This window comes from Rhizobium sp. 01L419, assembly GCF_056400025.1.
Genome location: NZ_JBFTSM010000002.1, coordinates 115,511 through 129,493, shown reverse-complemented (window position 1 = coordinate 129,493; position 13,983 = coordinate 115,511). Strand labels below are relative to the sequence as shown.

The 13,983-nt window shown below is 60.1% G+C and carries 13 protein-coding genes; 12 read left to right on the top strand and 1 reads right to left on the bottom strand.

Annotated features, from left to right (window positions below; translation table 11 throughout):
- The first annotated feature begins 76 nt into the window (after positions 1 to 76).
- The 12 genes from AC1DUP_RS04475 (at position 77) to AC1DUP_RS04420 (ending at position 12,859) form a co-directional block, all read left to right on the top strand.
- Positions 77 to 1,555, top strand: coding sequence for an NAD-dependent succinate-semialdehyde dehydrogenase (locus AC1DUP_RS04475; RefSeq protein WP_113510176.1), 1,479 nt, complete (start codon positions 77 to 79; stop codon positions 1,553 to 1,555).
- Between the two features lie 14 nt (positions 1,556 to 1,569).
- Positions 1,570 to 2,973, top strand: a complete 1,404-nt coding sequence (locus AC1DUP_RS04470; protein WP_115037849.1) for an aspartate aminotransferase family protein — start codon at positions 1,570 to 1,572, stop codon at positions 2,971 to 2,973.
- 179 nt (positions 2,974 to 3,152) lie between these two features.
- Positions 3,153 to 4,601 (top strand): MocR-like ectoine utilization transcription factor EhuR, encoded by a 1,449-nt coding sequence (gene ehuR, locus AC1DUP_RS04465; RefSeq protein WP_115037851.1) that lies wholly within the window; start codon positions 3,153 to 3,155, stop codon positions 4,599 to 4,601.
- Positions 4,602 to 4,668: 67 nt separating this feature from the next.
- Complete coding sequence (eutB, locus tag AC1DUP_RS04460; RefSeq protein WP_162805106.1) at positions 4,669 to 5,688, top strand: hydroxyectoine utilization dehydratase EutB; 1,020 nt, start codon at positions 4,669 to 4,671, stop codon at positions 5,686 to 5,688.
- The gene (eutC, locus tag AC1DUP_RS04455) at positions 5,685 to 6,698 is read left to right on the top strand and encodes an ectoine utilization protein EutC (RefSeq protein ID WP_115037853.1); all 1,014 of its coding nucleotides are present in this window, start codon (positions 5,685 to 5,687) and stop codon (positions 6,696 to 6,698) included. Before eutB ends, eutC begins: the two co-directional genes overlap by 4 nt.
- Positions 6,695 to 7,873, top strand: coding sequence for an ectoine hydrolase DoeA (gene doeA / locus AC1DUP_RS04450; RefSeq protein WP_477832182.1), 1,179 nt, complete (start codon positions 6,695 to 6,697; stop codon positions 7,871 to 7,873). Before eutC ends, doeA begins: the two co-directional genes overlap by 4 nt.
- Positions 7,874 to 7,877: 4 nt before the next feature.
- Complete coding sequence (doeB, locus tag AC1DUP_RS04445; protein WP_115037857.1) at positions 7,878 to 8,906, top strand: N(2)-acetyl-L-2,4-diaminobutanoate deacetylase DoeB; 1,029 nt, start codon at positions 7,878 to 7,880, stop codon at positions 8,904 to 8,906.
- A gap of 44 nt (positions 8,907 to 8,950) precedes the next feature.
- Positions 8,951 to 9,802 carry an ectoine/hydroxyectoine ABC transporter substrate-binding protein EhuB gene (gene ehuB / locus AC1DUP_RS04440; RefSeq protein ID WP_113301330.1) on the top strand — a complete coding sequence of 284 codons (852 nt, stop codon included), beginning with the start codon at positions 8,951 to 8,953 and terminating at the stop codon, positions 9,800 to 9,802.
- Positions 9,803 to 9,860: 58 nt separating this feature from the next.
- Entirely contained in the window at positions 9,861 to 10,526 is a 666-nt protein-coding gene (ehuC, locus tag AC1DUP_RS04435) for an ectoine/hydroxyectoine ABC transporter permease subunit EhuC (protein WP_113301329.1), read from the top strand.
- Between the two features lie 13 nt (positions 10,527 to 10,539).
- A complete protein-coding gene (gene ehuD, locus AC1DUP_RS04430; RefSeq protein ID WP_477832181.1) occupies positions 10,540 to 11,232 on the top strand; it encodes an ectoine/hydroxyectoine ABC transporter permease subunit EhuD in 693 nt (230 codons plus the stop codon).
- Positions 11,229 to 12,008 (top strand): ectoine/hydroxyectoine ABC transporter ATP-binding protein EhuA, encoded by a 780-nt coding sequence (gene ehuA / locus AC1DUP_RS04425; protein ID WP_115037859.1) that lies wholly within the window; start codon positions 11,229 to 11,231, stop codon positions 12,006 to 12,008. The genes ehuD and ehuA overlap by 4 nt, the downstream gene beginning before the upstream one ends.
- 488 nt (positions 12,009 to 12,496) lie before the next feature.
- On the top strand, positions 12,497 to 12,859 hold the full coding sequence (locus AC1DUP_RS04420) for an MmcQ/YjbR family DNA-binding protein (RefSeq protein WP_115037861.1): 363 nt from the start codon (positions 12,497 to 12,499) through the stop codon (positions 12,857 to 12,859).
- A 201-nt stretch (positions 12,860 to 13,060) separates the two neighbouring features.
- Here AC1DUP_RS04420 and AC1DUP_RS04415 read toward each other — a convergent pair whose 3' ends face one another.
- The gene (locus AC1DUP_RS04415) at positions 13,061 to 13,939 is read right to left on the bottom strand and encodes an AraC family transcriptional regulator (RefSeq protein WP_115037863.1); all 879 of its coding nucleotides are present in this window, start codon (positions 13,937 to 13,939) and stop codon (positions 13,061 to 13,063) included.
- Positions 13,940 to 13,983 lie beyond the last annotated feature (44 nt).

Sequence of the window (13,983 nt, the reverse complement as noted above, 5' to 3'; positions counted from 1 at the left end):
TGAAGGATGAAATCAATGCAGCCATCCGATCATGGCGCGCGGTTAGTCTCTCTGTAAACCCCACTTGGAGCTCCGCATGAAAGGCATCGCCAGCACTGCGCTGAAAAACCTGAACCGACCCGATCTGATCGAGGGCCGGGCCTTTCTGAACGGCACATGGGTCGTGCGCAGAGAGATCCTGAGCGTCATCGATCCGGCAACCGGTGAGCAGATCGCAGATGTCGCGGCCTGCTCGCTCGAAGATGCCGATGCAGCCGTCGAAGCCGCAAGAAATGCCTTTCTCGACTGGCGTGACAAGCTCCCCGTCGAACGCGGTCAGGTCCTGCGCGCGTGGGGCAGGCTGATGCGCGATAACGCCAAGGATCTCGCCGTCATCATGACGGCCGAACAGGGCAAGCCGCTGGCAGAGTCGCTCGGCGAGATTTCCTACGCCGCGAGTTTCCTTGAATGGTTTGCCGGCGAAGGCGAGCGCGCCTATGGCGAAACTCTTCCGAGCCACCTGCCTGGCAGCCGCCTTTCGGTACAGATGCTTCCGCTTGGCGTCACTGTCGCGATCACGCCGTGGAACTTTCCCTCCGCCATGATTACCCGCAAGGCGGGTGCTGCACTGGCGGCCGGCTGCACCATGATCGTCAAGCCTGCCCCGGAAACACCGCTTTCAGCACTTGCCTTGGCAAAGCTTGCGCAGGAGGCCGGGATGCCCGCAGGTGTCTTCCAGGTGCTCACAGGCGAAGCCGCGCCGCTTGCGCGCCGTCTGCTGGAGCACACGGACGTGCGGGCCTTTTCCTTCACCGGCTCGACAGAAGTAGGACGCATCCTGCTTACACAATCGGCGGCGACCGTGAAGAAGGCCTCGCTGGAACTTGGCGGCCATGCACCTTTCATCCTGTTCGACGACACCGAGCTTTCCAAAGCCGTAAAGGGCTGTGTCGGCGCAAAATTCGCCACGTCGGGCCAGGATTGCCTTGCCGCCAACAGGATTTACGTCCAGCGCGGCCACTACGATCGGTTCGTGGATGCCTTCGCCAAGGCGACCCAAGAGCTGAAGGTCGGCCATGGTCTTGAACCCGGCACCGATATCGGGCCGATGACGCGCCCTTCGGTCGCGGAAAAATGCCGCCAGCAGATTGCGCAGGCGCTTTCTGCCGGTGCACGTCTCGTCTGCGGCGGGCAGGACAGCCCGCTCGGCGGCAATTTCGTCACGCCGACCGTGCTTGCAGATGTCACCGACGACATGCTGATTGCGCGCGAAGAAACCTTCGGCCCGGTCGCTGCAATACTGCCGTTCGATAACGAGCAGGACGTGCTCGCCCGTGCCAATGCCACCGAGATGGGACTGGCAGCCTACGTCTACACCAACGATCTCGGCCGAGCGATGCGCCTCACCGATCGGCTTGAATACGGCATGATCGCCGTCAATACGCCGAAATTCACCGGGGCCCCGATACCCTTCGGTGGCTGGAAGCAATCCGGCCTTGGTCGCGAAGGCTCGCGCCACGGCCTCCTGGAATATCTCGAAGCAAAATATGTCTGCTTCGGCAACCTCGCTGCATGAAAGGATCCGTTGTTATGACCATCAATCCCAACCAGATCGCCGAGATGGACCGCAACTCGGTCCTGCATCCCTTCACGCAGCTCAAGGATTTCGCCAGCGGCAAGTTGGGTGATCCGACGATCGTTGAAACCGGAAAGGGCATCCGCATTCAGGATGCGAACGGCAAGCAGCTGATCGACGGTTTCGCCGGTCTCTACTGCGTCAATGTCGGCTATGGCCGCACCGAAGTCGCCGAGGCAATCTCGCGCCAAGCCTACCGCCTGGCCTATTACCATACCTATGCCGCCCACACGACGGATGAGCTCGCGATCCTCTCCGATCGTCTGGTGAAAATGGCGCCCGGCAAGATGAGCAAGGTTTTCTACGGCATGTCGGGTTCCGATGCCAACGAAACGCAAGCAAAGCTCGTCTGGTACTACAACAACCTGCGCGGCAAGCCGAACAAGAAGAAGATCATCTCCCGCGAACGGGGCTATCATGGTTGCAGCGTCGTCTCCGGCTCGATGACCGGCATGAGTTTTTACCACGACCACATGGACCTGCCGCGTGCCGGCATTCTCCACACCGGCGCACCGCATCACTATTGGGGCGCGGAAGCAGGTGAGACGGAAGTCGAATTTTCCAAGCGCCGCGCTGACGAGCTTGAAGCCCTGATCCTGCGCGAAGACCCGGACACGATCGGTGCCTTCATCGCCGAACCGGTGCTCGGCACCGGCGGCATCACCCCGCCGCCGCAGGGCTATTGGGACGAAGTGCAAAAGGTCCTCCGGAAATACGACATCCTGCTCATCGCCGACGAAGTCATCACCGGTTTCGGTCGTACCGGCTCGATGTTCGGATCGCAGCAGTACGGTATCGAACCCGATCTGATCACCGTCGCCAAAGGCCTCACCTCGGCTTACTTCCCGCTATCGGGGGCCATCGTCGGCGAGAAGGTCTACAAGGTGATGGAAGAAGGGGCCGACCGCGTCGGCGCTTTCTCGCACGGCTACACCTATTCCGGCCATCCGATTGGCGCCGCAGCAGCAAACGCCGTTCTCGACATCGTCGAGAAGGAGGATCTGCCAGGGAATGCGCGCACGGTCGGCACCTATTTCCAGGCGCAGCTGAAGGCCAGGTTCGCTCAGCTTCCGATCGTCGGCGAAGTGCGCGGCGTCGGCTTGATGGGCGCCATCGAATTCGTTGCGGATCGGGAAAAGAAGGTGCGTTTTGCACCCGGCCTCACTGTCGGCGCACGGATCTCAAAGGCGGCGCGCAGTCGGGGCCTCATTGCCCGTGCCATGCCGCATGGCGATATCTTGGGTTTTGCACCGCCACTCGTCACGACAAAGGAAGAAGTCGACGAGATCGTTGCCATCGCCGAATCCTCTGTCCGCTCCGTCATGGACGAATTGGTCCAGGCTGGCGAGACGATCTGAGGCAAGCACAGCTGCCGGGCGAGATAAGCCTCGCCTGGCAACGCCCGTTTCTCAGTAAAAATCGCGACGATCGTGATTATTCCTGAAGCAATCACGGTTCACGATGCATAAGGCTTCATCTTTTGCGATGAAGCGTGCATAATGTCATGAAATAATCGTCCTTAAAACGAGACAATTTCATGCGACGTCAGGCCAATCCCCTCAACCTTGATCCGATCACGGCAACAAAGCCGGTGGCATGGCGGCCGAACCTCGCCAAGCAAAAGGGTGAGACGAAGCATGCCGCGCTCACCGAGCGCATTATCGCCGATATCGATGCCGGCGTCCTTAAGCCGATGGATCGCATGCCGACGCATCGCGATCTGGCGCGGGAACTCTGCCTTTCTGTGCAGACCGTCAGCCTCTCCTACAAGGAGGCTGAGCGGCTTGGCTATCTGAGCGGTGAGATTGGGCGCGGCACCTTCGTCAAGGCACGCGTGACGGACCGTGCCGGACGCATGATGCTGGATCATAGTGCCAACGAGGTGCTCGACCTTTCCATTATTCGCGGCGTCTATCTCGATGCGCATGAAACCGCGTCGCGCGAGATCCTTCGCGAGCTGGCCGACGGCGACAATGCAAGCTTCATGCGTCCCTGCCGCCCGATCGCCGGCCTTGATCGTCACCGGGAGACGGCGCGCATCTGGTTGCGCACGCTCGGCGTCACGGCCGGGGCAGACCGCATTCTAGTTACCAACGGTGCCGCCCATGGTATTTTTCTCGCTTTGACCTGCATTGTCCGCTCCGGCGATGTCGTCTTGTGTGAAAATCTCACCGATCACGGTATCATCGGGCTTTCCAATATCCTCGGCTTCAGCCTGAAGGGCTTACCCACGGACGATGAGGGCATTTTGCCCGATGCGCTGGAAACCGCCTGTGCGGCAGGCGGCGTCCGGGCACTGGTGCTCATTCCGACGCTCAATAATCCGACAAGCCATGTCGCAGGCGCCGCACGCAGACGCGAGATTGCTACAATTGCGGCGCGTTATAGTGTTTTCGTCATCGAAGATGAGGTCTATCGTCCGATGATCGAGGAGGACCTGCCTTCGATCACCGAGATGTTGCCCGATCTCGGTTTCTTCGTCACGAGCTTCACCAAGGCGGTGCTGACAGGGTTGCGCGTTGGCTATCTCGTCGTTCCGCCCGCCTATTCCATTCGCGCCGCCTCAATCCTGCGCGTATCAAGCTGGAGCGGCACCTATCTGACCGGCGAAATCGCCACGCGCTGGGTCGAGAACGGCACGGCGCAACGATTGCTGGAAATCCAGCGTGACGAGGCGCGCGCGCGCCAGACCATCGCAACGGAAATCCTCGGCGACCATATCGCCTCCAGTCACCCGCTGTCGCTCTGCGCCTGGCTCAAGGTCCCATCACACTGGACTGAGGACGGTCTGGTCCGCTCGCTGACCAACCAGAACGTCGCGGTCACGCCCTCCGAACCCTTCATTGCCGGACCGGGCCATGGTGGCGGCATTCGTATCTGTTTGGGCGGACGCCTGAACCATGCAAGCCTGGCCAAGGCGCTGACGACCGTGAGGCAAGCCTTCGAGCAACTGCCGCCGGTCTATGATATCGGCTCGATCGGCTAGAGGCCCGCACGACAATCATTGAATCATTACAATATAATAATTGACATGATTTTACTTCGCTCTCAACATGACAATCATGAAGAGCGAAATCCTGTCCAGATCGACTGAAGAAAAGGTGCTGCCAGTCATGCTGGCGGACATCGAGCAGGCTGCCGCCCGCATCGCCGGCAGGGTGGCGCGCACACCACTCGTTCGTTCCAGCACGCTCTCCCAACGCACCGGTCAACCCGTCCATCTCAAGCTCGAAACATGCCAACCCATCGGCGCCTTCAAGCTGCGCGGCGCGATGAGTGCGATCCTGTCGCTGGGTGATGCTGAGCGCAAGCGCGGCCTCGTCACCGCCTCGACAGGAAATCACGGTCGCGCCGTCGCGTATGCCGCACGCGAATTGGGCGTTCCGGCCACCATCTGCATGTCATCGCTCGTTCCAGCCAATAAGGTCGAAGCAATCCGCACGCTCGGGGCCGAAGTCCGCATTGTCGGCGCATCGCAGGACGACGCACAAGACGAAGCCGAACGCCTGATCGAAAGCCGTGGCCTCACTCCGATCCCGCCTTTCGACGATGCGAACGTCGTTGCGGGTCAAGGCACGATCGGCCTCGAAATTGTAGTGGATCTGCGCGAACTTACGACCGTGTTGGTGCCTCTTTCCGGCGGCGGCCTGGCGGGCGGCATTGCCGTTGCCGTCAAGGCTTTGAAGCCTGAGATCCGCGTCATCGGCATCTCGATGGAGCGCGGGGCAGCCATGCATGCGGCGATTGCCGCCGGCAAGCCTGTCGCGATCCGCGAGGAGGAGACGCTGGCGGACTCGCTTGGTGGCGGCATCGGTCTTGCGAACCATGTGACCTTCACCCTCTGCCGCGATCTCCTCGACGACATCGTGCTTCTGACCGAAGACGAGATTGCTGAAGGCATCCGCCATGCCGCGCGCCAGGAGAACATAACCGTCGAGGGTGCCGGTGCGGTCGGCATTGCCGCCATCCTCGCAAACAAGGTCGAACTGTCAGGCCCCACTGCCATCATCATCTCAGGCGGCAACATAGACCCGGCGCTGCACCAGAAAATCGTCGCGAGGGCCGCCCCATGAGCCGCATCAGCATCCTGATGGAGAAAGACCTTCGCGCCATCGTCAAGCTCGACGTCTCCGCCGTCGATTGCGTCGAGCAGGCCTTTGCTGCGCTCGCCACCAAAGCCGTTGCCATGCCTCCGATCCTGCGCCTGGACATTCCGGACTTTCGTGGTGAAGTGGACGTCAAGACGGCCTACGTGCCGGGCTTTGACGGGTTCGCCATCAAGGTCAGCCCCGGATTCTTCGACAACCCCAAGATCGGTCTGCCGAGCCTCAACGGGCTGATGATCCTGCTGAGCGCCAAGACTGGATTGGTCGAAGCCCTTTTTCTCGACAACGGTTATCTCACGGATGTGCGCACGGCAGCCGCCGGTGCGGTCGCCGCGCGGCACCTGTCACGCCAAGACGCCTGCGTCGCGACGATCTTTGGTGCAGGCATGCAGGCGCGGCTGCAGCTCGCGGCTCTCCTGCTTGTGCGCCCGATCACAGCGGCGCGCATCTGGTCACGCGACCACGCAAAGGCGCAGAAGCTTGCCACTGACGTCGCTCGCGACCACGGGATCGAGGTCGCCGCCATTGGCGATCCGCGCGAAGCCGTCCGTGGTGCAGATACTATCGTCACGACGACGCCCGCAGAACAGCCGATCCTGATGGCTGAATGGCTCGAACCTGGTCAGCATCTGACCGCCATGGGATCGGATGCAGAGCACAAGAACGAAATCGATCCGGCCGCCTTTGCTCGGGCGACTTACGTCGCGGATCGGCTCTCGCAGACCCGCATCCTCGGCGAGTTGCACCATGCCATCAAGACCGGCGCAGTCACGCCGGACCGGCAGTTTGCCGAACTCGGAGCTGTCATCGCCGGCAAGGCAGTCGGCCGCTCGAGCGCAGATGAAATAACCTTCGCAGACCTCACAGGCACCGGCGTGCAGGATACTGCCATCGCCAATCTGGCCCTTGCCCGGGCGAAAGACGCGGGAAGCGGCCAAACGATCGAAAACGACATCAAAATGGGAGATGCAGCGTGAGCGTGACGCTGAACTTTACGCGCGAGGAATATGCCGCGCGCCTTTCCAAAACCCGTCATGCGATGGAAAAGGCGGGGATCGACCTCCTGATCGTCACGGATCCATCCAACATGCACTGGCTCACCGGTTATGATGGCTGGTCCTTTTATGTGCACCAGTGCGTTCTGGTGCCGCCGAGCGGCGAACCAATCTGGTACGGCCGCAAGCAGGACGCCAATGGCGCAAAGCGCACCGCTTACCTGCACCATGACAATATCATCGGCTATCCGGATCACTACGTCCAGTCGACCGAACGCCACCCGATGGATCTCCTGGCGCAGATCATCGATGAGCGCAAATGGGCCAACCTCACGGTTGGTGTTGAGATGGACAATTACTACTTCTCGGCAGCCGCCTTCGCATCCCTGCAGAAGCATCTTCCCAATGCCCGCTTCAAGGATGCGGCAAGCCTCGTCAACTGGCAGCGCGCGGTCAAGAGCACGACTGAACTCGACTATATGCGCAAGGCAGGCAAGATCGTCGAGCTGATGCATAAGCGCATTGTCGACGTCATTGAGCCCGGCATGCGCAAATGCGATCTCGTTGCCGAGATCTATGATGCCGGCATTCGCGGCACGTCGGAATTCGGCGGCGATTATCCGGCAATCGTGCCGCTTCTGCCGTCGGGTGCGGACGCCTCCGCCCCGCATCTGACCTGGGATGACAAGCCGATGCGCTTGGGCGAAGGAACATTCTTCGAGATCGCCGGCGCCTACAAGCGCTACCATTGCCCGCTGTCGCGTACCGTATTCCTGGGCAAGCCGACGCAGGCCTTTCTCGACGCGGAAAAGGCGACGCTCGAAGGCATGGAAGCCGGTCTTTCCGCAGCAAGGCCGGGCAATAGCTGCGAAGACATCGCCAATGCCTTCTTCGCCGTGTTGAAGAAATACGGGATCATCAAGGACAACCGCACCGGCTATCCGATCGGTCTGTCCTATCCGCCGGACTGGGGCGAACGCACCATGAGCCTTCGCCCCGGCGACCGCACGGAGTTGAAGCCTGGTATGACCTTCCATTTCATGACCGGTCTCTGGCTCGAAGATATGGGGCTGGAAATCACCGAGAGCATCGCGATCACCGAAACCGGCGTCGAATGCCTGTCGAACGTGCCACGCCAGCTGTTCGTGAAGGGCTGATGCGATGCTGACCAGCACGCCCCGCCCCTCGCCGATCACCCCTTCCGTCGATTTCGACGCGAAGGGCGTGCAGCACGGGCATCTACGCCTGCCCTATAGCCGTGATGACAGCGCCTGGGGCTCGGTGATGATCCCGGTCTGCGTCATTTCCAACGGGGAAGGCCCGAGCGCTCTTCTCACCGGTGCCAATCATGGCGACGAGTATGAAGGTCCGGCGGCCCTCTTCGAACTGGCGCAAACGCTGGATCCGGCGCAGGTGAGCGGGCGTATTATCATCGTCCCGGCGCTCAATTATCCCGCGTTTCGCGCCGGCACACGCACGTCGCCGATTGATCGCGGAAACCTGAACCGCAGCTTTCCGGGTCGCCCGGATGGTACGGTGACGGAAAAGATCGCGGATTATGTCACCCGCCATCTGATACCACTCGCCGACATCGTGCTCGACTTCCATTCGGGCGGCAAGACACTGGACTTTCTGCCCTATGCAGCAGCACACGAACTGCCCGACAAGGCCCAGGAAGCGCGCTGTTTTGATGCCGTTGCGGCTTTCGCTGCGCCCTACTCGATGAAGATGCTGGAGATCGATGCGGTCGGCATGCTCGATACGACGGTCGAAGAGATGGGCAAGGTTTTCGTCACTACCGAGCTCGGCGGCGCGGGCACTGCCAGCGCAAGATCCATCGGCATTGCCCGACAGGGCAGCCTCAACCTCCTGCGTCACGCCGGAATTCTGAAGGGGGTACCAGACGCTCGGCCGAGCAGTTGGCTGGATATGCCATCGAGCGATTGCTTCAGCTTCGCCCAGGATGAGGGATTGATCGCATTTGCACTTGATCTCGGCGATCCCGTCAGGACCGGCGAGATCATCGCCTGCGTCTATCCCATCGGAAAAACCGGCATCAAGCCGATCGAGTACCGCGCCTCCATGGACGGCGTGCTCGCGGCGCGCCACGTACCCGGCCTGATCAAGGCCGGAGACTGCCTTTCCGTCATCGCCACGATCACGGAGAAAACCAACCACAAAACCCCGTGAGATCCGAAAACGGACCACGAAAACCAAACCAGAGGAGTATTCGCATGCATATCATGAAAATCGCCGGGCTCTCTGCCCTCGCTCTTGGCATTGGAATCACGTCTGCCAGCGCGCTCACCGTCGAAGAGGTCAAAAAGGAGGGATATATCCGCGCCGCGACGGCCAACGAAGTGCCCTATTCCTACATGCAGCCCGACGGCACCTCCGCCGGCATCGGTCCTGATGTTGCGAACGCCGTGCTGAAGTCGATGGGAATCGAAGAGACCAACTGGACCGTCACGCCATTTGGCACACTCATCCCGGGTCTTAAGGCAAAACGCTTCGATTTTGCCGCCGCCGAGCAGAACATCTCGCCGGAACGGTGCAAGCAGGTGGCCTTCACCGAGCCAAACTCGTCCTATGGCGAGGGGCTTCTGGTCAAGAAGGGCAATCCTAAGGGGCTAAAAACCTACGCAGACATCGCCAAGGATCCTTCGCTCACCGTGGCTGTCGTTTCGGGCGCCAACAATGTGGACTTCCTGCGCGCCGTTGGCGTCAAGGATGAGCAGATCGTCTTCATCCCAGCCAATGCCGACGCTATCCCGACCGTTCAAAGTCGGACTGACGCGTATGCGGCGACCGAGCTGACAGTCGCCGCACTCGCCAAGGACCAGGCGCAGGTCGAGCAGGTAGCACCGTTTGAAGATCCGATCGTCAAAGGTGCACCGGTGCGCAACTACGGCGGCTTTGCCTTCCGCCCTGAAGACAAGGAGCTCCGCGACGCCTTCAATGCAGCCCTTGTCGAATTTCGCAAGACGGACGAGTACAAGAAGATCCTTCTCAAGTACGGCGTCTCAGAACAGAGTATCGCCGCGGCTGCAGGAAAGAACGTCGCCGACCTCTGCGCCGGCAAGTAATGGCAGAAGGCGCTCGATCCCAATCGAGCGCCATTCGTAAAAATCGGGAGATTTCCGGATGGGCTGGACAGCCTACCTGCCAATGCTCTGGCAAGGTGCGATCGTCACGATGACAATTACATTGGCGTCGATCGCCATCGGCGCGGTGCTCGCTTTTGTGTTCGGCATACTGCGTGTTGAGGGCGGACCGATCCTATCGGCTATCGCGCTGTGTTATACGGAGGTCTTCCGGGGCACCTCACTCTTTGTCCAGCTTTTCTGGTTCTACTATGCACTGCCGCTTGTCGGCTTGAGCTTCGACCCGATCACGACAGGCATTCTGGTGCTCGCCGCGCATGCCGGCGGCTACGGCGCGGAAATCGTGCGCGGCGCGCTCTCGTCTGTCTCAGCGCAGCAGCTGGAAGCCGCCCGCGCGCTGAATTTCAACCGTTTCCAGACGCTGTTTCGCATTTCCTTGCCGCAGGCGGTCGTCGAGATGATGCCGGCATTCGGCAATCTCGCGATCGAAACGTTGAAGCTTTCCTCGCTGGTTTCGCTTATCTCGATCGCCGATCTCACCTTCGCAGCCCAGTCGATCCGCAACATGACGCTCGATAGCGCCAGCATCTATTCGATCACGCTCGTCTGCTACTTCGCCATGTCGCTCCTCTTGATGGTTGCGATCCGTGTGATCGAGCATTTCGTGCGACGCGGCGACGTCTTCCCCCGCGGCAGCCACTCGTGAGGACTTTACCGTTATGATGTACGGTTACGAATGGGACACGACGACCTGGGTTACCTACACGACCTCGATCCTTCCCATCATCCTGATTGGTCTGACGGTCACATTGAAGGCGGCAGCCGCCGGCTTTTCGATTGCCCTGGTACTTGGCCTGGTGTTTGCCTTGCTGCGCCGCAGCCGTGTCACGCTAATCTCCTGGACGACCGCCTTCATCGTCGAGTTCCTGCGCGATACGCCGCTTCTGGTGCAGTTGTTCTTCCTTTATTACGTACTGCCCGATTTCGGCATCGTGCTGCCCGCCTTCCTCACCGGTGCGCTGGCACTCGGTCTGCAATATGCGGCCTATACGTCGGAGGTCTATCGCGGCGGCATTGAAGCCGTGCATCGTGGCCAGTGGGAAGCAGCAACCGCGCTCAATCTGACCCGTATGCAGACCTATCGCGACATCATCCTTCCCCAGGCAATTCCGCGCATCGTGCCGGYCATGGGCAATTATCTCGTGGCTATGATCAAGGAAACGCCTGTGCTCTCCGTGGTCACCGTTCTCGAGATGATGGGGCTTGCCAACATGATCGGCGAACGCACTTTCGAATATCTCGTGCCGCTGACGCTTGTCGGCCTGATCTTCCTTCTGCTGACGCTGATCTGCTCGGCAGGCCTCCACCGCTTGCAGAAAGCGCTTCCAAAAGCAGGAATACCCTTGCGATGACCAATAACATCGATCCGCCCATCATTGAGTTTTCCGATGTCACCAAGCGCTTCGGCATTCTGACAGTGCTCGACAACTTCAATTTCAGCGTTGCGAAGGGTGAGAAAGTCACGCTCATCGGACCGTCAGGCTCCGGCAAGTCGACGGTCCTGCGTATTCTGATGACACTCGAACCCTTCCAGGAAGGCAAGCTGACGCTTGCTGGTACGCCCTACCACGAGCCGGGAGGCAAAGGGCCTTTCCAAGCGTCGGAAAAACACCTGCGTCAGATCCGCAATCACGTCGGCATGGTCTTCCAGAGCTTCAATCTCTTTCCTCACATGACGGTGCTTCGCAACGTTGTCGAGGCGCCGGTGCGGGTGCTGGGAATGGCGCGGGCGGAAGCGGAGGCGCGGGCGATTGAACTGCTGCAGATGGTGGGGCTGGCGGATAAGAAGGACCAGTACCCGGCGCAGCTTTCCGGCGGGCAGCAGCAGCGTGTGGCAATTGCCCGTGCGCTTGCGATGCGTCCACGGGTTCTGCTTTTCGATGAACCGACTTCGGCACTTGATCCGCAACTGGTGGGCGAAGTGCTTTCCGTCATCCGCGGACTGGCGCATGAACATGATCTGACCATGCTGCTCGTCACTCATGAAATGCGCTTTGCCCGAGAAGTGTCCGATCGCGTCTGCTTTTTCGATAGGGGTCGCATTTGCGAGCAGGGTGCACCGGAAAAGATATTCGGCGCTCCGCAAGAGGAGCGGACGCGCGAATTTCTGTCATCCGTTCTAGGTTGATCAGGAAATTCAGCGGCAGCAAAGTCGTCGGCGGCAGCCTAAAAAATGGTCGAGCAGTCGAATGCTGCGTCCCATACGCTCGCGACCGAAGTTGCGGCATTGTCCGATCCCTCGCGCAGTTCCGGCTCGGCGTCTCTTCACCCTCCGGCAACCACAACGCAATCGCAGAACGCCATGGCGAGCGACGGCCGCGCGCAGCACAGATTTCGCTTGTTCAAGGAGGAGCAACACCTTCCCCTGCTCGTGCCACGAAACAGAAGCTGACGGCAGCGTTCAGCAGCGGTTCGTCTTCTGCTATCGCCACGGATCGGCAAGCGGCATTTGCGAGTGGATGGAGTCAGCCCCTCGGTTTGACAAGGATCAGCGCCAGAGGCGGGTGGTATTCGAGTGAAACATGAGGGGCGTACCGAGTCTGCACTCGACGACGTGCGGATCCGCGATCGACATGCCATGATGAGTCAGATGATGGCGGCCGGCCGGGGTGAGATATGACATACGAGGAATACAATGCGTTTTGCGGCATGCTGCCGGCCACGAGCTACGTCGTCCAATGGGGCGGGTCGCATGTCTGGAAAGTCGGCGGCAAGGTGTTCGCGATTGGCGGTTGGCACGACGACGAACCAAGTTTCACCTTCAAAGTCAGCGAAATTGCTTATGAGATGCTGAAGGAACAACCTGGTTTGCGGCCCGCCCCGTATCTCGCATCGCGCGGCATGAAGTGGATCCAGCACTTCGCAAAGCCCGGCCTCTCGGACGCCAGCTTGCGCGACTACATCTGCGAGTCGCATCTCATCGTCTCGCGGGGCCTCCCGAAGAAAAGGCGGCTCGAGCTAGGCCTGATGACGTCATAGACGCTGGCGGGTCCGATTTGAGAAGTGGACGCTCGACCGTTGGAATGTCAGCGTCGAAAAGGACCACGAGCAGCATCGGTAAGCCCGCTCCCTTCCGCGAGAAGGCTCCGTGGATGACCCGTCGGCCCAATGACAGCGTGCCAGATCAGAATTTGGCGAGACGTGGGCGCAAACGCTTGGGAATCTCGACGACATTTAATCTCACTCACCGCAGCTGGTACGACGCTTGTATTCGGATGGGCTGCATCCCACGAGGAGTTGAAATTGTGACGACAGATGGAAAGCCGAACTGAAGCCCAGAAGCCCGGCCACTTCCTTGATAGATTTATCCGTATTGGCAAAAATATCCTGGGCCCGCCGTATTCTTAGGGATACGAGGTGCTGTTTGGCCGAGACGCCCGTCCTCTCACGGAAGACGCGCCGAAAATACGAATAGCTGACACCAAGTTCCTGGGCGACATCCTCGACCGATACTCGCTGCGTGCAGCGCTCCATCAGGATGACGCGTGCCCGTTCCACGAGACGATCCGCCGGCGCGGCCGATGCCAGCTCTCGTTGTTGGGAGAGCAAAGCCAGAAGCTGCAAGCCGAGGGTTGAAAGAAGCGGTTGGTTGGCAAGCCCTTCCTCCGCCGCGAGGCTGTGGATCTTTTCGAAAACTGCCGCGAAATCCGGGCTCGACGGCAGCACGGAATGCGCAGGGTCAATCAATCCAGCGGTGCGGGCGAAATCGAAAGCCGTGCTGCGACATTCGATCCAGTTTTCAGTCCAGCCCAGCTCGGGATCGGGCGCGAAGCGATGCCAGACGCCAGGAAACAGAAGGACAATGGACCCGGCCTCGACCGGCTGGCGCCTGCCGCGGCGTCCGAATTCGAACAGGCCGCGTCCTTCCGCGATAAAGATGACCTGATAGGCCTGCAGGACACGGCCCCTCTTCCAGTCGAAATGATGATCGTCTGGATGGCGAATGGGAGGATATATGGAATGAGGCAGGATTTTCGTATGCCCGCTGGAGATTGCCGTGCATCCCCAGGCAGAACACAGCCGATTATCGGGTAAATAGAGGAAATAATTCTGTGTCATGTAACTTTTCCGAGGATCATTTTTTGTATGCTTCAGATCATTTT